The organism is Corallococcus sp. AB011P, assembly GCF_003611605.1.
Taxonomy (GTDB): Bacteria; Myxococcota; Myxococcia; order Myxococcales; family Myxococcaceae; genus Corallococcus; species Corallococcus coralloides.
This window is the reverse complement of the sequence record NZ_RAVX01000005.1, coordinates 88,197-110,802: the sequence shown is the minus strand read 5'-3', so window position 1 is coordinate 110,802 and position 22,606 is coordinate 88,197. Positions and strand designations below refer to the sequence as shown.

Here is a 22,606-nt window from a genome sequence, read left to right as displayed (position 1 = left end):
CCCTAAGCTGCCTGCCTCCCTTCCCCCTCGAAGTCCCGTGACATGCGCGCCTTGAACGACCCCGCCTCCACTCCTGCCCCGGTGCTCCAACTGGGACTCCCGGGCTTCTCCTTCGAAGACCTGTACCGTCCCAGTGGCCTGCGCCGGCTGGCGGAGCGCTTCGACGCGCGACTCCAGGGCGACGCGCCCGACCTGTTCCAGGCATTCGACGCCTACCGCAGGTCCGGAGGCACCAGTCCCACCGGCCCGGCGGAATCCGAGCTGCTCATCCAGGTGGCCCGCCACGTCTCGCGCTTCATCGCCACGCTCTTCGGCATCACGCCGGAGTCCGAGCGGCTGGCCCGCCACCTGCGCGGCGAGCTGCCCCTCTTCGACTTCAAGCGCGAGTTCATCACGCGCCGCGTCTTCAAGAAGGGCGCGCAGGAGCGCCCGACGCTCGCGGAGTTCCCGTCGCTGGACGAGCGCATGCGCCTGCTCATGCGGCTGGGCTTCCCGGACGCGCTCGCGCAAGACGACCTGGAGCGAGGCCTGGCGGAGTCCATCCTCACGCTGCTCGACCTGGAGCGGCTCTACTCCGGCAACCTGCCTCCCGCGAACCAGGAGCGCGCCCCCGCCCTGCGTGAGCGCTGGGCCGCCCTGCGCGCCGCGCTCACCGCAACCCCCGAGGGCCTGGACGCGTTCGGCTCCAGCCTGGTGACGAAGGGCGACGACGCGGCGGAGCTCCAGGCCGTGCGCGCGCTGCTGTCGCTGGCGGACCGGTGGACGTACGCCCGCGCGCTGCACCCGGAGACCAGGGCCCTCTTCCACACCTGGGCCACGCTGCGGCTGCCCAAGCCGCTGGTGTTCGACCAGCTGGTGCAGCTGCGGCGCCCGGACGCCCAGATGGAGGAGAAGACGGAGGGCCTGGAGCACCACCTGCGCCACCGGGACGGCTTCAAGCTCACCGACCGCCGGGGCACCCCGCGCGACGTGATGAACGAGGTGGACTACTGCGTCATCTGCCACGAGCGACAGAAGGACTCGTGCAGCAAGGGCTTCCCCGCGAAGGACCCGGTGGCGGAGGGGCACTCGTTCAAGAAGAACCCGCTGGGCATCCCGCTCACCGGCTGTCCGCTGGACGAGCGCATCTCCGAGGCGCACGCGCTCAAGCGCGAGGGAGATTCCGTGGCCGCGCTGGCCATGGTGACGCTGGACAACCCCATGTGCGCGGGCACCGGCCACCGCATCTGCAACGACTGCATGAAGGCCTGCATCTTCCAGAAGCAGGAGCCGGTGAACATCCCGCTGGCGGAGACGGCCACGCTCACGGACGTGCTGGCGCTGCCGTGGGGCTTCGAAATCCACGGCCTGCTCACGCGCTGGAACCCGCTCAACATCCACCGTCCGTACGCCCTGCCCTACGTGGGCCGCAACGTGATGGTGGTGGGCCTGGGCCCCGCCGGATACACGCTGTCGCACTACCTGCTCAACGAAGGCTTCGCCGTCACCGGCGTGGACGGCCTCAAGATTGAGCCGTTCCCCGACGAGCTGGTGGGCCGCGACGGACACGCGCTCCAGCCCATCCATGACTGGAGCAAGCTGACGCGCGAGCTGGACGAGCGCGTGCTGGAGGGCTTCGGCGGCGTGTCCGAGTACGGAATCACCGTGCGCTGGGACAAGAACTTCCTCACGCTCATCCACCTGACGCTCGCGCGCAGGGAGGGCATGCGCATCTACGGCGGCATCCGCTTCGGCGGCACGCTGACGGTGGAGGACGCATGGGCGCTGGGCTTCGACCACGTGGCCATCGCCGCGGGCGCGGGCCGCCCCACCATCATCGGGATGAAGAACAACCTCATCCGGGGCATCCGCAAGGCGTCCGACTTCCTGATGGCGCTGCAGCTCACGGGCGCCTTCAAGCGCGACTCACTGGCGAACCTCCAGGTGCAGCTGCCCGCCATCGTCATCGGCGGCGGCCTCACCGGAATCGACACCGCCACGGAGCTGATGGCGTACTACCCGGTGCAGGTGGAGAAGACGCTGGAGCGCCACGAGAAGCTGGTGGCGGACCTGGGTGAGGCCCCCGTCCTCGCGCGCCTGGACGCCGAGGAGCGCGCCACCTACCAGACCTTCCTGGAGCACGGCCGCGCCATCCGCGCCGAGCGCCACAAGGCCCAGGCGGAAGGCCGCGCTCCGGACTTCATCCACCTGGTGCGCGCATGGGGCGGCGTGAGCCTGGTGTACCGCCGGGGCCTCACGGAGTCCCCCGCCTACCGCCTCAACCACGAGGAGGTGTCCAAGGCGCTGGAGGAGGGCATCCGCTTCATCGAACGGATGAGCCCCACGGAGGCGCTGCAAGACGACTCGGGCGCGGTGCGAGCCATCCGCTTCGAGCGCATGGTGACGGTGGACGGCAAGCTCAAGGGAAGCGGCCAGTTCTTCGAGCTGCCCGCGAAGACGGTCTGCGTGGCCGCGGGCACCTCCCCCAACGTCACCTACGAGAAGGAGTACCCGGGCACCTTCCAGCTCGACGAGGCGAAGGAGTACTTCCAGGGCCACGAGTTGGTGGAGGCCCCGGGCTCGGAAGCTGGCTTCAAGCTCCAGCCGGTGGAGGCCCAGGAGGATCCCGAGGCGAAGGTGGGCTTCTTCACGTCCTACCAACGCGACGGCCGCTTCGTGTCCTTCTACGGCGACAACCACCCGACCTACGCGGGCAACGTGGTGAAGGCCATGGCCAGCGCGAAGGACGGCCACCCACAGGTGGCGCGCCTGTTCGCCAAGGAGGTCGCGGGCCTGGACTTCCACGACACGGCCGCGCAGGACGCGCGCGAGTCGAAGCGCGCCGCCCACTTCGCGAAGCTGGACGAGGCCTTCCTCGCCACCGTCGTCGGAGTGAACCGGCTCACGCCGACCATCGTGGAGGTGGTGGTGAAGGCGCCCTTCGCCGCCAGCCACTTCTCCCCCGGCCAGTTCTACCGGCTCCAGAACTTCGAGCGGAACGCGCCGCTCGTGGACGGCGTGCGCCTCACGATGGAAGGCCTGGCCCTCACGGGCGCGTGGGTGGACAAGGAGAAGGGCCTGATGGGCACCATCGTGCTGGAGATGGGCTCCTCCTCCCGCCTGTGCGCGGCGCTCAAGCCCGGCGAGCCCGTGGTGCTGATGGGCCCCACGGGCGCGCCCACGGAGATTGGCCACAACGAGACGGTGGTGCTGGTGGGCGGCGGCCTGGGCAACGCGGTGCTCTTCTCCATCGCGCGCTCGCTCAAGGCGGCGGGCTGCCGCGTGGTGTACTTCGCGGGCTACCGGCTGAAGGCGGACTCGTTCAAGCAGGATGAGATTGAAGCGGGCACCGACCAGGTCATCTGGTCCGTGGACTCCGGCGACCTGCTGGACGTGCGCCGCTCACAGGACGCGGCCTTCCGGGGCAACGTGGTGCAGGCCATGGTGGCGTACGCGGAAGGGAAGCTGGGCGTGAAGCCCGTCATCTCCCTGAGCGAGGTGGACCGCATCATCGCCATCGGCTCGGACCGGATGATGCGCGCGGTGGCGGAGGCGCGGCACGGCGTGCTCCAGCCGTTCCTCAAGCCGGGTCACGAAGCCATCGGGTCCATCAACTCCCCCATGCAGTGCATGATGAAGGAGATCTGCGCCCAGTGCCTCCAGCGGCACGTGGACCCCGTCACCGGCAAGGAGACGTGGGTCTTCTCCTGCTACAACCAGGACCAGCGGCTGGACCACGTGGACTTCGTCAACCTGAACCAGCGCCTGCGCGGCAACACGGTGCTGGAGAAGCAGGGTGACGCCTTCCTCGCGCAGCTCCTGAAGAAGGCGCCCCAGCTCCAGCGGGTGTAGCTACCGCCGCACGCCCGCGAAGGCCTTGAGCATGTCCTGGTAGTTCTTCGTCAGGTCGGCCTCGCGGGACAGCACCACGTCCACGTTGGCGTCGCCGAACTCCCGGCGCGCCTCCGGGAGCTTCTGGAAGGTCTCCACCTGGAGCCGCATGGACTCCACCTGCGGCGCCAGCTCCTTTTGCTGCTCCTCCGGCATGCGGGCCTGGAGCGCCTCCAGCTTCTTGAGCTCCTCCTCGTACTGGAGCGTGCGCCCCATCTGCCGCTGGCTGATGACGGCGGTGACGACCTCCGCGATGCGGTTGACCTCGTCCGTGGACAGCCCCGCCGCCTGGCGCGCGTCCGACTCCGCCTGCGCCTTGCGCTCGATGAGCTTCAGGCCGCTCTTGGCCTTCTCCATCGCCTGGGGCGTGCCCGCGTCCAGCAGCGGCCCCATGTCCTGCAGGCTGCGCATCAGCGACCCGTACACCTCCAGCATCTTGCGCTGGTAGCCGACGTACGCCTCCAGCTTCTCCTTCGTCACGGTGTAGGGACCGGACGGCGCGTCCTCCCCACCTTCCGCACCCTCCCCACCTTCCAGGCGGGCAACCGCCTCCCTGGCGTCACCGCCCCCTTCCGGGCCTTCCGCCGCGTCCTTTCGACACGCGGACAGGGCCAGGACGACGGCCAGACACCCCCACGACTTGCGCATGCCACCTCCCGTAACCGCCAATGGGTGGCCAGTGTATGCTCCGGCTGGCCCCCGCGAACGGCGGTTCCCGAACGCCCCCCACGGGCAGGCTGTTCCGGGCACTGAACATTCGCCTCATTACCTTTGACCAACTGGGCCACGGTCATGTACGAACCGCGGTCCTGTCGCGATCGGTGGAGGGACTTTGAGGATTTTCCTGGTAAGGCACGGCGATGCGGACGCAGAGATCCCCGAGGGGCTCGGCGACGAGGCGCGCGCGCTGACCGCGAAGGCCCGTACGAACGTCGCAGCGCATTTCGCGTCGCTGTCCGAGCGCATGGGGCCCATCAGCCTCATCCTCACCAGCCCGCTGGTGCGCACGGTGCAGACGGCGCAGATCCTCTCCAACTCGGTGAAGCATGAAGGCCTCCTGCGGGTGCATCGCTGCCTGCTGCCGGACATGCCGGTGGGCGCGGTGGAGCCCGTGCTCAAGGAGTACTCCGACGAGAACCTCGTCCTGGTGGGCCACCAGCCCTCCATGGGCGCGCTCGCGGCGCACCTCCTGGGGATGCAGTCCTTCCCCAAGCCGGTGAACCCGGGCACGGTCATCGCCATGGAGTGGCCGGACACGCCCACCAGCACGGAGGACCAGGTGCCTGGCGAGAAGGGGGAGAACCCCCCGGCGCAGCACCTGAAGTTCCTGTTCTACTCCGCCCCCGGCCAGCAGGTCCTCGACGTCATCCAGTGACGTCCGGGAGCGCGCGGCCATGATGGACGAAGCCCGCTACCATTCCCTCGTGGCCGCCGCGTTCAAGCGCATCCTGGCGGCCGCGGACACCTTCGACCCGGACGTGCTGGAAGCCGAAGCCACCGGTGACAAGGTGACGCTCACGGCCGCGTCCGGCGAGAAGTGCATCATCAACACCCAGCGCGCCGTCTGGCAGATCTGGGTGGCCGGACAGGGCCAGGGCATCCACTTCAGCCACGACGACGCCACCCGCGCCTGGAAGGACGACAAGGGCAAGGGGCTGGAGCTGTTCGCCTTCGTGTCGGACGTGGTGCGGCACCTCACCGGCGAAGCGCTCGTCTACCCGTCCTGAAGAGGCCGTCCTGAAGAGGCCGTCCTGAAGGCCCGTCTGGGTTCCTTCTGAAGTCCGGAAGGAGGCCCGTGGCGCTTCAAGCCACGGGCTTCCAGGAGTGACGACTCAAACCGTCATCACTTCCTTCTCCTTCTTGGCGACCAGGTCGTCCACCTGCTTGATGCCGGCGTCGGTCGCCTTCTGGACCTCTTCGGTGCGGCGCTTGAGGTCGTCCTCGGTGATCTTCTTGTCCTTCAGCTGAGTCTTGAGGGCCTCGTTCGCGTCGCGGCGGATGTTGCGGATGGCGACCTTGTGCTCCTCGCCCTTCTCCTTCACCTGCTTCGCGATCTTCTTGCGGGTCTCCTCGGTGAGCGGAGGAAAGGGCAGGCGGATCATCTCGCCGTCGTTCATCGGGTTGACGTCGAGGTTCGCCTCACGCAGGGCCTTCTCGATGTCCTTCAGCACGCCCTTGTCCCAGGGCTTGATGACGATGAGGCGGGGCTCCGGCGCGCTGATGCTGGCAACACCATTGAGCGGCGTGGGCGTCCCGTACTGGTTCACCTTGATGCCGTCCAGGATGTTGGTGTTCGCCCGGCCGGTGCGCGCCTTGGCCAGCTCCCGCTTGAGGTCTTCCACCGACTTGTCGATACGGCCCTTCAGATCCGCCGTGTCAGCCATTGTGCGTCTCCTGTGAGAAGTGGGGGTGTTGTCAGTCCCGTCCGTGGCGCCTCTAGGCCCAGACCGTCTCGGCCGCGCCGACGACGGTGCCGAACTCGCCGTGGCTCGTGACGGCGCGCTGGATGTTCCCGCGCGTGCCCAGGTCGAACACGATGATGGGCAGCTTGTTGTCCATGCACAGCGAGATGGCCGTGGAGTCCATCACGTTGAGGTTCTGCTTGAGGACGTCCATGTACGTGAGCGACCGGTAGCGCTTCGCGGTCGGGTCCTTCTTCGGGTCCGCGTTGTAGACGCCGTCCACCTTGGTGGCCTTGAGGATGACCTGCGCGTTGATTTCCATCGCGCGCAGCGACGCGGCCGTGTCGGTGGTGAAGTAGGGGTTGCCCGTGCCCGCGGCGAAGATGACGACGCGGCCCTTCTCCAGGTGCCGCACGGCGCGCCGGCGGATGTAGGGCTCGGCGATCTGCTCCATCTTGATGGCGGACTGCACGCGCGTCTTCAGCCCCTGCTTCTCCAGCGAGTCCTGCAGCGCCATGGAGTTGATGCAGGTGGCGAGCATGCCCATGTAGTCCGCGCTCGCGCGGTCCATGCCCTCCGTGGCGCCCGCGACGCCGCGGAAGATGTTGCCGCCGCCAATCACGAGGGCGATTTCCAGGCCCGTTCTGGAGAGCTCCGCGACTTCTTCAGCGATGCGCGTGAGGGTGGGCGGGTGGATGCCGTACTTCCCCTCGCCCATCAGGGCTTCGCCCGACAGTTTGAGGAGGATGCGCTTGTAGGGAGAGGTGGATTCGGACATACGCGACCGCTTCTATCCCCCGCCCCGCGCTCAGGCAACGACGGAAGTCGTGACACGCGCCGCACCGTCCGATGCCGGGCGGACGGACGCGAAGGAAGCGGGCCCTGGAATAGCAAGGGCCGCGTTCCCGGCGCCCCTCCCCTGTGAGGAAGAGCCCCAGGCACGCGGCCCCAGGGTGAGACGGATGGGACGAAGGCTTTAGGCCTGGCCCAGCGTCTTGGCGACCTCGGCGGCCAGGTCGTCCTTCTTCTTCTCGATGCCCTCACCCACCTCGAAGCGGGCGAAGCGGCGCACGGAGACCTTCTCGCCAATCTTGGCGGCGCGCTCGTTGATCATCTCGCCGACCTTCTTCTTGTCGTCCTTCACCCAGAGCTGGTCCACCAGGCAGACGCCCTCGTAGTACTTCTCCATCTTGCCCACGAGGATCTTCTCCAGCATCGCCTCGGGCTTGCCCTGCTGCTTGAGCAGCTCGCGCTGGATCTCCTTCTCCTTGTCCATGGCGTCGGAGGGGACCTCCTCGCGGCGGACGAACTTGGGGTTGGCCGCGGCGATCTGCATGGCCACTTCCTTCGCCAGGTCCTGGAAGTCCGGGTTGCGAGCGACGAAGTCCGTCTCGCAGTTGACCTCCACGATGACGCCGATGCGGCCGCCGTGGATGTAGGAGGTCACGATGCCTTCGGCGGCGACGCGGCCCGCCTTGCCCTCGGCCTTGGAGATGCCCTTCTTGCGCAGCCACTCCTCGGCCTTCGCGAAGTCGCCACCGGACTCGGCCAGCGCCTTCTTGCAGTCCATCATGCCGGCGTTGGTGCGCTCGCGGAGGTCCTTCACCATCTGGGCGGTGATCTCAGCCATGTCGTATCTCTTTCTTCATCGGCTCCGAGCCCGGCGGCGTGCGCAGGGGGCGGAGGACTGGGGTTCTGGGTACTGACGCCAAGGACGTAGAAAATGGAGACGGCCGGACAGCAGGCCTTGAGAGGTGCCGCCCGGCCGAACTCCGGATACCGCGCTTTGGGAAAGCGATGAGGCCGGGCGGTTACTCCGCCGGCGTGCTCTCGCCGCCACCCTCGGGCGCCTGCTCCGTGGTGGTCGCGGTGGCCTTCATCTCCACGACGGGGCCACGGCGCTCACCGCCACGGTCACCGCCGCCACGGCGGTCGTCACGGTCGCGGCGGTCGCCACGGCGCGGGCCACGGCGGTCGTCACGGCGGTCGTCACGGCCCTCGCGCTCCTCCTGCTCGTCGCGCTCGGCGGCGCCGGACGCACGGTAGCGGGCCGCACCCTCGAGGCACGCATCCGCGATCTTCGACGTGAAGAGCTTGATGGAGCGGATGGCGTCGTCGTTGCCCGGGATGACGAAGTCGATGCCGTCCGGATCGCAGTTGGTGTCCACCAGACCAATCACCGGGATGCCCAGGCGGGTGGCCTCGTGGATGGCGATGTGCTCCTTCTTCGGGTCGATGACGAAGACGCAGCGGGGCAGCTTCGCCATGTCCTTCACGCCGCCCAGGTTCTTCTCCAGCTTCTCGCGCTCACGGTCGAGCTGGGCGACTTCCTTCTTGGGCAGGCGCTCGAAGGTGCCGTCCTCGGACATCTTCTCCAGGAGCTTCAGGCGGTCGATGCCCTGCTTGATGGTCTTGAAGTTCGTCAGCGTGCCACCCAGCCAGCGGCTGGTGACGTGGAACTGACCGGCGCGGGCGGCCTCCTCCTGGATGACGTCCTGCGCCTGCTTCTTGGTGCCAACGAAGAGCACCGACCCGCCGCGGGCCGTGATGTCCGCCACGAAGCGGAAGGCCGCGCGGGCCATCGTCACGGTCTTCTGCAGGTCGATGATGTAGATGCCGTTGCGGGCACCGAAGATGTAGGGCTTCATCTTCGGGTTCCAGCGCTTGGTCTGGTGGCCGAAGTGAACGCCGGCCTCGAGGAGCTGGCGCATCGTGATGCCGCTGGCAGCGGCCATCGCCTGGGCCTGCGTCTGCGTATCCTGCTGGGTATCCATGGTGCGTGTACCTTCCGGTTGTTCCGCCACGCGCGTTGAGACAGCTGCCAGTCCTGGCCCTTCCACCGTGGAGGGGCACCGGGGGACCGGTGACACGCGTGTGAGTAGTGGGTGCTGCTGACTGCCTCGGGCGGTGAAGCCCGGCCCCTACATAACAGGGCGCGGCGTCCTTAGCAGAACGCTCGCGAGGGGCGCAAGCTTCGGCACACCGTCCGTCCGGCTCCCACCGGCCCGGGGTTGCTCCCCTCCCCTCCAGGAAGGCGACCGGCGCGGCCCCCACTCCCCTTGCCGGGGAGGGCGACCGCGCCGGAGGGCGCTTCCATCAGGTGTTCAGCGGCCTCAGGGGTTCGCTTCGTTGGCCCCGTGGCACTTCTTGTACTTGCGGCCGCTGCCGCAGGGGCAGGGCTCGTTGCGGCCCACGGGCTTGGGGGCGCCAGCGGCCTCGCGCTGGGCGACCGGGGTGGCGGTGGCCTCCTCGAGCTTCCCCTCGGCGTCCGCGCGGCCCTCCACGGCCTTCTTCTGCTGCTGGGCCAGCTGGCGCTGGATGCGGGCGGTCTCCTCCGCGGCGTTGGAGGCGGAGCGGGCCTGGACGCGCATCATCTGGCTGACGAACTGCGTCTTGATGGCGTCCAGCATCTGCATGAAGCCCGTGTAGCCTTCCTTCTTGTACTCCTGCTTCGGGTCCTTCTGGCCGTAGCCGCGCAGGCCGATGCCCTGGCGCAGGTGGTCCATGGCCAGCAGGTGGTCCTTCCACAGCTGGTCGATGGTGGCCAGGTACCGGTACTGCAGGAAGCGCATGAAGTCTTCGCCGAACTCCTGCTCGCGGGCGGTGAAGACCTTCTCCGCCGCGGCGTAGATCTGCTCCTGGAGCTCGTCGCGGTTGCCGACGCCCTCGAAGGCCATCTCCAGGTTGAGCGACTCCTTCACGGAGTTGGCCAGCGAGGCGATGTCCCAGGTGTCGGAGCTGCGCGTGGGGGCGTAGGTGTCCGTCATGGACACGACGACGTCCTCCACGGCATCCAGCACCATCTCCCGGAAGTCCGCCCAGGAGATGACGCGCTCGGAGCGCGTCTTCACGCGCGTCTTCACGTCCTCCTCGTACTCCACGAGCGGGATGCCCGCGCCCGACGCGAGCACCTGGCGGCGCAGCTTGTAGATGGTGCGCCGCTGCTGGTTCATCACGTCGTCGTACTCGAGCAGGTTCTTGCGGATGTCGAAGTTGTGGCCTTCGACCCGCTTCTGCGCGCTCTCGATGGCGCGCGAGAGCCAGATGTGCTCGATGACCTCGCCCTCCTCCATGCCCAGGCGCTCCATCAGCATCTGGATGCGCTCGGACCCGAAGATGCGCATCAGGTCGTCTTCCAGGGACAGGAAGAAGCGGCTGGCGCCCGGGTCACCCTGGCGGCCGGCGCGGCCACGCAGCTGGTTGTCCACGCGGCGGGACTCGTGGCGCTCCGTGCCGATGATGAAGAGGCCGCCGGCGGCCATGACCTCTTCACGCTCGCGCTTGGTGAGCGCCTCGTTGTTCGCCTTCGTCTCCGCGAAGCGCTTCTCGTAGTCCGCCAGGGCCGCCTGGTAGCCGGTGAGGTCCAGCGGCTGACCGTCCACGGCCTCCGGGGGCTCCGGCGGCGCGCCCATCTCGCCCTTGGTCATGACCTCCGCGTTGCCGCCCAGGAGGATGTCCGTGCCGCGGCCGGCCATGTTGGTGGAGATGGTGACCGCGCCCTTGCGGCCCGCCTGCGCGACGATGTCCGCCTCGCGCTGGTGCGCCTTGGCGTTGAGGACGTTGTGGGCCACGCCGCGCTTCTTGAGGAAGTTGGACACCACCTCGCTCTTGGCGATGGACACCGTGCCCACGAGCACCGGCTGACCGGCCTTGTTCAGCTCTTCAATCTGGGCGGCGACGGCCTCGAACTTCTCGCGCTCCGTCTTGTAGACCACGTCCTGTTCGTCGCGGCGCTGCGCGTTGCGGTTCGTCGGGATGACGCGCACGTCCAGGTTGTAGATCTTCGCGAACTCTTCGGCTTCCGTGTCCGCGGTGCCCGTCATGCCGGACAGCTTGGAGTACATGCGGAAGTAGTTCTGGAACGAGACCGTGGCGAGCGTCTGGTTCTCGTTTTCGATCTTCACGCCCTCCTTGGCCTCGATGGCCTGGTGGAGGCCGTCGGACCAGCGGCGGCCCGGCATGAGGCGGCCGGTGAACTCGTCGACGATCTGCACCTCGCCGTCCTTCACCACGTAGTCCTTGTCGCGCTTGTAGAGCGTGTGCGCGCGCAGGGCCTGCTCGACGTGGTGGAGGGTCTCGATTTCGCCCGGGTCGTAGAGGTTGCCGACGCTGAGGCGCTTCTGGAGCTTGTCGATGCCGTCGTCGGTGAGGGCCACCGAGCGGTGCTTCTCATCCAGGGTGTAGTCCTGGTCCGGCACGAGGCCCGGGATGACCTGGTCCACCCGGTAGTACTTGTCGGTGCTGTCCTCGGTGGGACCGGAGATGATGAGCGGCGTACGGGCCTCGTCGATGAGGATGGAGTCCACCTCGTCGACGATGGCGTAGTTGAGCTCGCGCTGGACGTAGTCCTGCAGACGGAACTTCATGTTGTCGCGCAGGTAGTCGAAGCCGAACTCGTTGTTCTGGCCGTACGTGATGTCCGAGCGGTACGCCTCCTGGCGCTGCTTGTCGGACAGCTCGTGGAGCACGCAGCCCGTCGTCATGCCCAGGAACTTGTAGACGCGGCCCATCCACTCCGCGTCGCGGCGGGCCAGGTAGTCGTTCACGGTGACGACGTGAACGCCGCGGCCGGACAGGGCGTTGAGGTAGGAGGGCAGCGTCGCGGTGAGCGTCTTGCCTTCACCAGTGCGCATCTCCGCGATGCAGCCCTCGTGCAGGAACATGCCGCCGATGAGCTGCACGTCGTAGTGGCGCTGGCCGATGACCCGGCTCGCCGCCTCACGGGTGAGGGCGAAGGCCTCGAAGAGCAGGTCGTCGAGCGGCTTGCCGTTCGCGATCTCCTGCTTCATCCGGGCGGTTTCGCGCGCGAAGTCGTCGTCCTGGAGGGCCTTCATGCGGCCTTCCAGTTCGTTGATGCGGGCGACCTTCAGGCGGGCTTTCTTGAGCTCGCGCTCATTCTTGGTCCCGATGAGCTTCTTTAGCGTCCATTCAATCATGTTGGCTCTCTCGCCGGAGGATCCACGAAGGAGCGCGGCGAGTGAAGGGAATTCCCAGGAGATGTAAGGGAGAACCAGACCAAAACCACGCGCGCCCCCCGAAACTTCCTCTCGGCTGGCCGCCCGGCGCGCGGTGGCCCAGAGTAAAGCGGAACCGAGTCCACGCAATGTCCCCTAAGCAGATTCACCGTCCCCGCGCCGCGAAGAGTTCTTCCGGCCGCTCCTCCCCGGGCCCCCGCCGGCCAGGCGCCCCCTCCCGTCCCGGCAAGGCTTCACGCTCGGGTCCCCCCTCTCAAGGCAAGCCCGGCCCCAAGCCCGGCCCCCGTCCAGGAGGCAAGCCTGGCCCCAAGTCCGGCGGCAAGCCTGGTCCCAAGACCAGCGGCAAGCCCGCCCCCACACCCCGTGCCGGTGGCCCCGGACGCTCCGCCCCGGCCCCCATCGCCTCACCCGCGCCGCGCATCCCACCTCGGGCGCGCGTGCCATCCATGCCCGCACAGACGCTGGCGGCCCAGCCGGGCCGGTGGCTGTGGACCTGCCGGGAGGGCTTCGAGTCGCACCTGTTCGAGGAGCTGACCTGGGCTGGAGCGGGTCCCCGCCTCCTGGGGCCGGCCCTGGTCGAATCCGAACAGCGGCCGGAGGTCCCCCCCGCCTTTGGCCGGGCGGTGGAGCGGGTCATCGCCACCTGGGCGCCCCCGGGTGGAGCCCAGGTGCCGGTGGAGAACCTGGTGGCGGCGATGTCCGGGCTGCCCTCTCGCGTGCCCTGGCTCCTGAGGGCCTACACGCCGGACAGCGCGAAGGGCAACACGCAGGCGGGCCGCGCGGAAGCCCTGGAGGCGGCGGTGCGAGCCGCGCTCCCCGCGGGACGCCTGCTGGAGGACGACGGCCGGGCGCGCGAGGCGGGCGCCCTGCTGGTGGGCCTGTGCGTCGCGCCGGACGGAGTGCTGATGCTGGGCGCGGTGAGCGCCCGGGAAGCCCTGTCTCTTGCCCCGGGCGGGCGGAGGCGGATGAAGCGCGCGGGCGAGTCCCCTTCCCGCGCGGCGATGAAGCTGGAGGAGGCGCTGGACGGGCTGGCGCATGAGCCCGGGCGCGGCGACGTCTGCGTGGACCTGGGCGCGGCGCCGGGCGGCTGGACGCAGCGGCTGGTGGCGCGAGGGGCGCGGGTGGTGGCGGTGGACCCGGCGAAGCTGATGCCGGAGCTGGCGAAGAACCCGCGCGTCCAGCACGTACAGGAGAGCGCCTTCGCCTACGCCCCGGAGGAGTCCGCGGACTGGCTCTTCTGCGACATGGCGTGGCGGCCCCTGGAGGTCGCGCAGCTGTTGGCCAAGTGGGGCCGGCGCCGCTGGGCGCGCAACCTGGTGGCCAACATCAAGCTGCCCATGAAGGACAAGAACCCGCTGCTCCTGCGCGTGCGCCAGACGCTCGTGGAGGACGGGGGCTGGGAGGGCCTCACCGTCCGCCAGCTCTACCATGACCGGGACGAGGTGACCGTCACGGCGCATCGGATGCGCTGAGGGCTCCGGATGCGCTGAAGGCGACGGAGCGGGCGTGGGGAGAAGCTTTCCTGCGCCCGCGGCGTGTCCGCGCTACACACGCGGACACGATGCCCTACTCACTCGACGACGCCACCGCCACCGCCCTCGTCGCCCTCCACCCCCGGGCCGCGCGCCCGGGGCACGCCCAGGAGGCACCGCAGGCCGCCGCCCAGGAGCTCATCGCCGCCGAGCAGCGCCGGCGCGGCCAACCGGATGCCACCGGGGCCATGCACGTGCTGGCGCTCACCCAGGGCACGCTCCTCAAGGAGGAGTTCGACCTGTCCACGCACGCGCACCACGACGGCTGGCGCGTGGGCGCGGTGATGGTGGACGTGAAGGAGATGATCCACTTCAACGCGCGCTTCGGCTTCCCCGCCGGGGACGCGCTGCTCAAGGGCGTGGTGGCGTCGCTGGCCGCGCAGTACCCGGGCGCGCGCATCGTGCGCTTCCAGCCGGACGGCTTCGCGGTGCTGCTGCTGCCCACGTCCCAGCTCACCGTGCGCGAGGACAGCGCGGAGACGACTCGCGCGAGGCTGGCGGAGGACCTGCGCCCCTCGCTGCCTCCGGGCGCCTCTGGCACCGACGTGCCGGGCTTCACCGTGGCGCTGCTGGAGCTGACGGTGCACCAGCCGTCGCACTGGCAGGTGCTGGGGCCGCTCCTGTGGGCGGAGGTGGAGCGGGCCTACATCATGGAGCGCACCGGGCGGACGCACGGCCTTCAGCGGCGGCGCCTGCGCCTGGACGCGTTCCTTCCGGAGCCGGAAGGAACCTGAGGCGTCCCCGAGCTACCCGACGCCTACTCTTCCAGGATGAACTTGCGCGGGTTCTGTGGCACGCCGTTCACGCGCACCTCGTAGTGCAGGTGCGGGCCGGTGGAGCGGCCGGTGTTGCCCACCGCCGCGATGGGCGAGCCGCGCTTCACCCGGTCCCCGGCCTTCACCAAAATCTTGGACAGGTGGCCGTAGCGCGTCTTGATGCCGTAGCCGTGGTCGATGACGAGCACGTTGCCGTACCCGCCCTCCAGGCCCGCGAACACCACCGTGCCGTCAGACGGAGCGGAGACTTCCTTGCCGTGCGGGGCCGCGATGTCCAGGCCCGCGTGCGTCACGCGGTCCGCTGTGTACGGGTCCAGGCGCTGACCGAAATCGCTGGTCACCCAGCCGCGCGCCGGCCACACCGACGGCGTGGAGGCCAGGAGCGACTTCTGGTCCTGGAAGTAAGCCTGCAGGTCCTGGAGGCTCAGCTCCTGACGGGTGGCCTCCGCGGAGAGCCGGTCCAGGCGGCCCAGCATCATCTTGGGCGTGTCCGTGGTGGTCAGCTGGGTGAACTGCGTGTCCGTCGCGGGCGCCGCGGTGCCGGTCTCCGGCTCCGTGGGGCCCATGGCCAGGTTGCGCTGCGGATCCGACAGCAACGTCACCGCGCGCAGCTTCTGGTCGAAACGCTCCACGCGGTCCAGCGTCGAACCGATGTGCTCGATGCGCTCACGCACCGACTTCAGCTGCGAACGCAGCGTGAGGTTCTCCTCACGCAGGATGCGGTTCTCCGACGCGTCCGCCGCCACCTGGAGGTAGTGGATGCTCGCACCGGCGCCCAGGCCCGCCACCAGCATCACGCCCATGCCCACCTGCACCAGCCAGGAGCGCTGGATGGTGTAGCGCTTCACCGGAGCGTCGTGGTCCGGGATGACCATCAGCGTGAAGGACTTTTTGGCCACGGACCACTCCTGGGGAAACTCTTTCTCTACGTGGGACTTCCGGCGCCAGAAGCTAAGTCGCTCCCCGCGCTCGCAACACCTCCCCCACCCGCCGCCCCTCCCGCACCGTCACCCACTGGCGATTCTCAGTAAGTGGAAAGGTTGGGGCAGCTATCATCCGCATTTGAAGAGTGTCAAGGTCAACAGACTCCAGGGCGCGCCCCAATCGCGCCCCGAGTCCGGGCCCTACCCGCCCTGCATGCGCACGACGATGACGCTGATGTTGTCGTCGCCGCCGCGCTCATTGGCCAGGTCGATGAGGTGCTTGGGCACCTCCTCCAGGTTGGCGTGGCGCGCGACGGTGTCGTGGATCTCCCGGTCCTCCAGCATGTTCGCGAGGCCGTCCGAGCAGAGCAGGAACACGTCACCGGGCTCGGACACGAGCCCCATGACATCCACCTGGACCTCCTCCTCGAAGCCGACGGAGCGGGTGATGATGTTCTTGTACCGGGAGTGCTTGGCCTCTTCCGGTGTGATCATCCCCGCCTTGATCTGCTCGTTGACCAGAGAGTGGTCCTCGGAGATCTGCTGGATGAGGTCCCCGCGGATGAGGTACGCGCGACTGTCACCCACGTGGGCGAAGAAGGCGTGCTCGTCGCGGACCACCAGGGAGATGACTGTCGTGCCCATGCCGGACAGGCGCGCGTCATCCTGGGCGGTGAGGTAGATGGCCTGACAGGCCTTCTCCACCGCGCCCCGGAGCGCTTCCGGAATGGGCGAATCCTGGAGGTTGGGAACGCTGACGAAGGGGTTGTCCCGCCCTTCACGCGCGCGCCTCAGCTCTTTGTCGATGGTCTCGACGGCGATGCGCGACGCGGTACCACCACCCGCGTGCCCACCCATGCCGTCCGCCACGACGTAGAGCTGGAGCTCATCGTCAATGAGGAAGCTGTCCTCGTTGTGATTGCGCTTGCGCCCGACGTCCGTCAGGCCAGCGGAGATGACTTTATGGCGGGGGGCCGCGGTCTGCCCTGCGGTGCTGGACACGGGCCGGATGCTATGTGAGCCCATAAGTGGGGGCAAGGACGCGGACGAAAACTCGCGGTGCGTCATGCCCCTCCCCCTGGGTCACCCCTACCTGGTAGGCCCCCATTTCAGGCCGTCCGGCGCATCCGCCCCCGGGGGCTGTTGCCTTCCGGGCCGGTCTCCCGGCGCGCGCGGGGGGTGGCCCGGTGGGCCGAGCGCACCAGCGCCTCCGCCGCGCCCAACGCCTCACGGGTGACCTCCACGCCCGACATCATGCGCGCCAGCTCCTGGGTGCGCTCGGCGCCCGCCGAGAGCGGGAGCACCTGGGACACGGTGCGCTCGCCCTTCACGCTCTTGCGGATGAGCAGGTGCGCGTCCGCGTAGGCCGCCACCTGGGGCAGGTGCGTGATGCACAGCACCTGACGGTGGGAGCTGACCTCGCGAATCATCCGGCCGACCACGTCCGCGATGGCGCCGCTGACGCCCGCGTCCGCTTCATCCAGGATGTAGCAGCCGCACGCGTCACTGTCCGCCAGTGCACGTTTGAGCGCGAGCAGCAGCCGGCTCGCCTCACCGCCCGAGGCCACCTTGGCCAGGGGCCGCGCCGGCTCACCCGGGTTGGCGCTGAAGAAGAACTCCACTTCGTCCATGCCGTCCGGACGCAGCGTCTCCCCGGCGGTGACACGCACCTCGAAGGCGGCCTTGCCCATGGCCAGCCCGCCCAGGCCCTCGCGCACCTGCTGGGAGAAGGCCCCGGCGGAGGCCTTGCGCGCGCGGGACAGCGTCAGCGCCGCCTTGCGCGCCCGCTCCTCTACGCGCTTCCGCTCCTGGTTCAGCTCCTCCAGGATTTCGCGCCGGTTCTCCAGCGTGCCCAGCTCCGTCTCCAGCTCGCCGCGCTTCTTGAGGACGCCGTCCAGCGTGGAGCCGTGCTTGCGGCACAGCCGCTTGAGCGCGTCCAGCCGCTCCTCCACCTCGCCCAGCCGCCCGGGGTCGGACTCCAGCCCCTCCACGTAGCGGTTGAGCCGGCGCGAGGCCTCCTCCAGCTCCGACAGCGCCGTGCTGAGCGACTGCGCCACCGGCGCGAGCGTCGCGTCGCACTTGACGCCCTCGTGCACGAGCCCCAGCGCGCGCCCCACGATTTCGACCGCGGACGGCGCTTCGCCCGACACCAGCAGCTCCGCCTCCGCGCCCTGACGCTTGAGCTTCTGCGCGCTGCCCAGCCGCCGGCGCTCCGCGTCCAGCTTCACGTCCTCGCCGGCCTCCGGGTCCAGGCGCGTGATTTCGTCCAGTTGGAAGCGCAGGAACTCCGCGCGCTCGCGCACCTTGGCGTCGTCTCCGCCCAGCGCGTCCATGCGGGCATCCACTTCGCGCAGGTTCGCCCACTCGCGGCCGTACGCGGCCAGCGTTTCCTCCAGGCGGCCGTACTTGTCGAGCAGCACCCGGTGCAGCCCGGAGTCGAAGAGGCTCACGTGCTCATGCTGGCCGGCGATGTCCACCGCGCCCCGGGTGAGCTTCCCCAGCACGCCCAGCGTCACCAGCGCGCCGTTGACGTAGACCTTTCCGCGCCCGGTGCGCCCGAGCACGCGGCGCACGAGCACCTCCTCTCCCAGGTCCGGGAGGCCCAGTTCCTCCAGGCGCGCGGCCAGCACCGGTGTCCGGGCGAATACGCCCTCCACCGCCGCGTCCTCGCAGCCCGCACGGATGACGTCCGCATCCGCCCTGCCCCCGAGCAGAAGGCCCAGCGCGTCCACCAGAATGGACTTGCCGGCACCCGTCTCACCCGTGAGGACGGTGAGGCCCGCGCCGAACGCGACCTCCACCTCCTCAATCACCGCTACGTTCGAAATCCGAAGACCCAGCAGCACGCACGCCCTCCGCGGTCCGTACGACGGCCCCAACACCTGAACACCCTAGCAGGTCTTGGTGACACTGCACAGGTGTTCGGGTCGGGCGGACGGTGGGAGGGCGAGTGGGAGGGCGTGGCCTGTTGGCGCCACAACCATCTCCCACTCCCCGAGTCGCATCAGATTTCGGTGAACAGCTCCTGGATGTCCTGTTCGGTGAGGGTGCGGCCCATGTCGTCCCCATCCGTGCCCAGCACACCCGCGGCGAGTTCCCGCTTGCGGCGCTGGAGGCTGAGGATCTTCTCCTCGACCGTGCCGCGGGTAATCAGCTTGTAGCTGATGACCGCGCGAGTCTGGCCGATGCGGTGCGTACGGTCCGTGGCCTGGTCTTCCACCGCGGGGTTCCACCACGGGTCGAAGTGGATGACGTAGTCCGCGGCGGTGAGGTTCAAGCCGGTGCCGCCCGCCTTGAGGCTGATGAAGAAGAGCGGCGGGCCGTCAGGGCGGTTGTACTCGTCCACCTTGCCCATGCGGTCCTTGGTGCGGCCGTCCAGGTAGAGGTAGCGCAGGCCCTTCTTGTCCGCCTCCTGCTTGAGCAGCTCCAGCATCTCCGTGAACTGGCTGAAGACGAGCGCGCGGTGGCCTTCCGCCACCAGGTCCGCCACCAGCTCCATGAAGCGCTCGAGCTTCGCGCTGGACGGCAGCAGCGTGCCGGGCGGCATCTTGAGCAGACGCGGATCGCAGCAGACCTGACGCAGGCGCATCAGCGCGGCGAGGATGGAGACGCGGCTCCGCTTGAAGCCCACCTTCTCGATGGACTCGTTCACCTTGCGGCGGCTCTCCTCCAGGACCTCGCGGTAGAGCGCGGCCTGGCCGGGCTCCATCTCGCACCACGCGACGCTCTCCGTCTTCGGCGGCAGGTCCTTGGCCACCTCCGTCTTGAGGCGGCGCATGATGAACGGCTGGATGCGGCGGCGCAGCCGGTCCTTCGCGGTGGCGTCGTTGGCCACCTGGATGGGCTGCTCGTAGCGGTCGCTGAAGCCTTCCGCGCTGCCCAGGAAGCCGGGCATCAGGAAGTCGAAGATGCTCCAGAGCTCCGACAGGCGGTTCTCCAGCGGCGTACCGGTGAGCGCGAGGCGCGTCTCGCTGGGCAGCGACTTGCACGCCTGCGCGGTGGCGCTGTCCGCGTTCTTGATGTTCTGCGCCTCGTCCAGGATGACGTAGCGGAAGCCCACCTGGGACAGCTGCTCCAGGTCGCGGCGCACCAGCGCGTACGACGTGAGCACCAGGTCCATGCCCTTCAGGTCCTCCGCGCGCTCGCGGCGGTCCTGCCCGTGCCACACCATGGCCTTGAGGCCCGGCGTGAAGCGCTCCGCCTCGCGCTCCCAGTTGGCGAGCACGCTCGTGGGCGCGACCACCAGGGACGGCTTGCGGCCTTCGTCGTTGGCCACCTTCTGCATCAGGCTCAGGGACTGGATGGTCTTTCCCAGACCCATGTCGTCCGCGAGGATGCCGGACAGCCCGTGGCGCCGGAGGAACCAGAGCCAGGACAGGCCCGCCTCCTGGTAGTGGCGCAGCGTGGCCTGGAGTCCTTCCGGCACGGCCACCTTCGGCACGCCGGCGGACTCGCGCAGCGCGAGCATGGCCTGACGGGCCTTGGCCTCCACCTCGGTGAACTCGCCCAGGTCCGCGAGCAGGTCCAGGGCCACGGCCTGGTGCAGCGGCAGCCGCGTGCGCGTGCGGCCCGGCATGGCGCCGGCCTCCTCCAGGAGGTCCGCCACGCGCTTGATTTCCGCGACGTCCGCTTCCGCGAAGGAGCCGTCCTTCAGGGGGATGAACTTGCGGCCGGAGTCCAGCCACATGCGCACGGCGCCCAGGTCCACGGCCTGGTCGTCGGTGACGAACTCCGCGTCCAGGTCGAACCACTGCACGCCGCTCATGCCCACGCGGATGCGCGGCTTGAGCTTCGGGCGCAGCCGGACCTTGGGCGCCGACACTCCGTAGCGCTCCCACTCGGCGGGAAGGCTCGCCAGGCCGCGCGCCCAGAACTCCAGGGCCACGTCACCCGTCGCGTCGAACGCCTGCGAGGCCTGATCAAAGCGCAGCCCCTGGTCGAGCAGCACCTTGCCCGCGGCGCGCTCCACCTCATCGCGGCGGCGGTACAGCTTGCGCGAGTCGTCGCCCACGCCGCTGGCGTAGCCCAGGTGCGTGGCCGTGGGGGACACCGCCACCGTCGTCTGGCCGTATCTCGCGGCCAGCTGCACCTTCACGCGCTCGGCGGCGCCTTCCAGTGTGACGACGAAGCGCGGCTCCACCGACTCGTCCACTTCGATGTCGTCCGCCTTCAACGACATGCGGAAGCGCGGCAGGTGCGCGGCGAAGAACGTCAGCACCCGGTCCAGTTGCCCGGACGGGAAGGCCATGGTCGGTTCCAGCAGCCACTTGCGCAGCAAGCGCGGCGGGAAGTCCGGCTCCACGGCGTGGAGGTTCTGCGCCTGGATGACGTACGTGCGCCGGCCCGCGAGCACGATGACGTCCTTGAGCGGGTAGCCCACGCCGTCCGGGAACAGCAGCTCAATCTGCGCGGTGGCGCCATCCGGACGCGACTCCAGATGGATTTGCGGCCGCACGGGCTGCTCCATGTAGACGAGCGGCGTGCCCCGGTAGATGACCCGGCGCTGGCGCAACAGCTCCAGCACCTCGCACAGGTCCTCGTCGGAGAGGACGATGCGCGAGTCGTAGCGGTGCTCATGGCGCGACAGCACCATGAAGATGCGCTCGTCCGCGGGCGCGATGCGGCTGCCTGCCTGGAGCAGACGCTTCACGTGCACGGGGCCCTTGGTCTGCGCGTCCTGACGGCGCACGTCCACGACCCAGTGGCGGTTGTTGGAGCCGCCCGCCCCCGTGCTCGCGGGGGTGAGCCGGTAGAGGAACTCGTAGTCGGGCAGTGAGGACAGGCCCAGCCAGCTCTCCACCTTGGCGAGCGCGGGCAGGCTGACGCCTTCCATCCCCGGCGCTCCGCCTCCGGGAATCTCCTCCTCGTCGTCCGGCCCCATGTCCTCGGGTTCGGGCGGCGGCGGAGGCGGCGCCGCTTTCTGCGGTGGCGGCGGTGGCCGGAAGCGGGCCGCGTAGATGAGTGCCACGGCGACCACGTGCTCGCAATGCGGGCCAGTGGTGTTCCACACCGGGCAGGTGCAAGAGGAAACGACTTTTCCCTCTCCAGGAATCAGGGCCACGTCGTAGCGCTCGCCGGACAGACCCGCGACCTGCGCGCGGATGCGTTCGGGTTCACGCGTGAGGCCGAAGACGCGGCGGCCTTCGGCCACCTCGCGGCCTTTCTTGAACGTGGTGGGCTCGACCTCGGCCTTGAGGGCGCGGAGCCAGAGTCCGTCCTGGGGGGAGAGAGGGTCTCGGGTGTCAGCGGTGGTTTGCACGGCTTGCAAGGGCCCCAGACTCCTTGGTCGGGGGGAACCGCCTCGCTTAACACAGTGAGGGGATCCCCGCGCGCGGGAAAAAATATGGCGTCCGCCAGCCGATGCGGCCGGGCGGCGCGAAGCTGTGAGATCATCAACGTCCGCCATGTCCCGGTCCCGTCCCAGTCCGCCCATCCTCCGGCCGTTGGCCCTGGGACCCTGCGTCCAGGGGCCCGCCAGGCCGGCTGTCACCCGGGCCGGGTACCCTGGGTCCCAGGTCCACCCCGGGTGTCATCCCCCGGGCTGAAACGCCGCCGTCCTCCTCCGGAGCCCACCCCCATGTCCCTAGACCCCACGCTCGTCTCCGACCTCCAGGCCGTCCTGCGGGATGTGCCGGACTTCCCCAAGCCCGGCATCGTCTTCAAGGACATCACCCCCATGCTGGCGGACCCGCGCCTCTTCGGCCGGGTGGTCACCGCCATGTCCGCCCCCTTCCGGGGCCAGCACATCACCAAGGTGGTGGGAGTGGAGTCGCGCGGCTTCCTGCTGGGCGCCCCCATCGCGCTGGCGCTGGAGGCGGGCTTCGTGCCCGCGCGCAAGCCCGGCAAGCTCCCGCACAAGCGCATCGTGGAGCGCTACTCGCTGGAGTACGGCGCGGACGGCGTGGAGATGCACGAGGACGCCATCCTCAAGGACGAGCGCGTGCTCGTGGTGGATGACGTGCTCGCCACCGGCGGCACCGCCGACGCCACGGGCCGGCTCATCGGCCGGCTGGGCGGGCAGATTGTCGGCTACAGCTTCCTCATCACGCTCGACTTCCTGGAAGGCGCGAAGCGGCTGGGGCCGGACAAGGTGACGTCCGTCCTCCGCTTCTAGCCCTCCGCCCGGCG

The 22,606-nt window shown here is 69.1% G+C and carries 16 protein-coding genes; 6 read left to right on the top strand and 10 right to left on the bottom strand.

From position 1 onward, the window contains the following. The first annotated feature begins 42 nt into the window (after window positions 1-42). Window positions 43-3,831 (top strand): FAD-dependent oxidoreductase, encoded by a 3,789-nt coding sequence (locus tag D7X30_RS16245; RefSeq protein ID WP_120563849.1) that lies wholly within the window; start codon window positions 43-45, stop codon window positions 3,829-3,831. Here the strand turns inward: D7X30_RS16245 and D7X30_RS16240 are convergent, their stop codons facing one another. After that, window positions 3,832-4,518: a hypothetical protein gene (locus D7X30_RS16240; protein ID WP_120563848.1), complete on the bottom strand. Its 687-nt coding sequence runs from the start codon at window positions 4,516-4,518 to the stop codon at window positions 3,832-3,834. It lies immediately after the preceding gene. A gap of 184 nt (window positions 4,519-4,702) precedes the next feature. Between D7X30_RS16240 and D7X30_RS16235 the strand changes: the two genes are divergently transcribed. Together D7X30_RS16235 and cyaY are read left to right on the top strand one after the other, a co-directional pair. Further along, complete coding sequence (locus tag D7X30_RS16235) at window positions 4,703-5,245, top strand: histidine phosphatase family protein (protein ID WP_120559234.1); 543 nt, start codon at window positions 4,703-4,705, stop codon at window positions 5,243-5,245. A 19-nt stretch (window positions 5,246-5,264) separates the two neighbouring features. Continuing rightward, window positions 5,265-5,597: an iron donor protein CyaY gene (cyaY, locus tag D7X30_RS16230; protein ID WP_120563847.1), complete on the top strand. Its 333-nt coding sequence runs from the start codon at window positions 5,265-5,267 to the stop codon at window positions 5,595-5,597. Window positions 5,598-5,702: 105 nt separating this feature from the next. Here cyaY and frr read toward each other — a convergent pair whose 3' ends face one another. From frr to secA, 5 genes are all read right to left on the bottom strand, one after another. Further along, window positions 5,703-6,254, bottom strand: a complete 552-nt coding sequence (gene frr, locus D7X30_RS16225; RefSeq protein ID WP_120563846.1) for a ribosome recycling factor — start codon at window positions 6,252-6,254, stop codon at window positions 5,703-5,705. Between the two features lie 52 nt (window positions 6,255-6,306). Continuing rightward, complete coding sequence (gene pyrH / locus D7X30_RS16220) at window positions 6,307-7,050, bottom strand: UMP kinase (RefSeq protein ID WP_120563845.1); 744 nt, start codon at window positions 7,048-7,050, stop codon at window positions 6,307-6,309. Window positions 7,051-7,248: 198 nt separating this feature from the next. After that, the gene (gene tsf / locus D7X30_RS16215; protein WP_120563844.1) at window positions 7,249-7,902 is read right to left on the bottom strand and encodes a translation elongation factor Ts; all 654 of its coding nucleotides are present in this window, start codon (window positions 7,900-7,902) and stop codon (window positions 7,249-7,251) included. A 181-nt stretch (window positions 7,903-8,083) separates the two neighbouring features. Further along, window positions 8,084-9,046 (bottom strand): 30S ribosomal protein S2, encoded by a 963-nt coding sequence (gene rpsB / locus D7X30_RS16210; RefSeq protein WP_120563843.1) that lies wholly within the window; start codon window positions 9,044-9,046, stop codon window positions 8,084-8,086. Between the two features lie 339 nt (window positions 9,047-9,385). Next, a complete protein-coding gene (secA, locus tag D7X30_RS16205) occupies window positions 9,386-12,208 on the bottom strand; it encodes a preprotein translocase subunit SecA (RefSeq protein ID WP_120563842.1) in 2,823 nt (940 codons plus the stop codon). 485 nt (window positions 12,209-12,693) lie between these two features. Between secA and rlmM the strand changes: the two genes are divergently transcribed. Together rlmM and D7X30_RS16195 are read left to right on the top strand one after the other, a co-directional pair. Next, window positions 12,694-13,719 carry a 23S rRNA (cytidine(2498)-2'-O)-methyltransferase RlmM gene (gene rlmM, locus D7X30_RS16200; RefSeq protein ID WP_120563841.1) on the top strand — a complete coding sequence of 342 codons (1,026 nt, stop codon included), beginning with the start codon at window positions 12,694-12,696 and terminating at the stop codon, window positions 13,717-13,719. A gap of 89 nt (window positions 13,720-13,808) precedes the next feature. Further along, complete coding sequence (locus tag D7X30_RS16195; protein ID WP_120563840.1) at window positions 13,809-14,513, top strand: diguanylate cyclase domain-containing protein; 705 nt, start codon at window positions 13,809-13,811, stop codon at window positions 14,511-14,513. 23 nt (window positions 14,514-14,536) lie between these two features. Here D7X30_RS16195 and D7X30_RS16190 read toward each other — a convergent pair whose 3' ends face one another. From D7X30_RS16190 to D7X30_RS16175, 4 genes are all read right to left on the bottom strand, one after another. Next, on the bottom strand, window positions 14,537-15,454 hold the full coding sequence (locus D7X30_RS16190) for a M23 family metallopeptidase (protein WP_120563839.1): 918 nt from the start codon (window positions 15,452-15,454) through the stop codon (window positions 14,537-14,539). Between the two features lie 225 nt (window positions 15,455-15,679). Then, complete coding sequence (locus D7X30_RS16185) at window positions 15,680-16,480, bottom strand: Stp1/IreP family PP2C-type Ser/Thr phosphatase (RefSeq protein WP_120564174.1); 801 nt, start codon at window positions 16,478-16,480, stop codon at window positions 15,680-15,682. A gap of 107 nt (window positions 16,481-16,587) precedes the next feature. Continuing rightward, window positions 16,588-18,324: a DNA repair protein RecN gene (gene recN, locus D7X30_RS16180; RefSeq protein ID WP_120563838.1), complete on the bottom strand. Its 1,737-nt coding sequence runs from the start codon at window positions 18,322-18,324 to the stop codon at window positions 16,588-16,590. A gap of 158 nt (window positions 18,325-18,482) precedes the next feature. After that, the gene (locus D7X30_RS16175; RefSeq protein WP_233591595.1) at window positions 18,483-21,746 is read right to left on the bottom strand and encodes an SNF2-related protein; all 3,264 of its coding nucleotides are present in this window, start codon (window positions 21,744-21,746) and stop codon (window positions 18,483-18,485) included. A gap of 309 nt (window positions 21,747-22,055) precedes the next feature. Here D7X30_RS16175 and D7X30_RS16170 point away from each other — a divergent pair, with 309 nt between their 5' ends. Beyond that, complete coding sequence (locus D7X30_RS16170) at window positions 22,056-22,592, top strand: adenine phosphoribosyltransferase (protein ID WP_120563837.1); 537 nt, start codon at window positions 22,056-22,058, stop codon at window positions 22,590-22,592. Window positions 22,593-22,606: the final 14 nt, after the last annotated feature.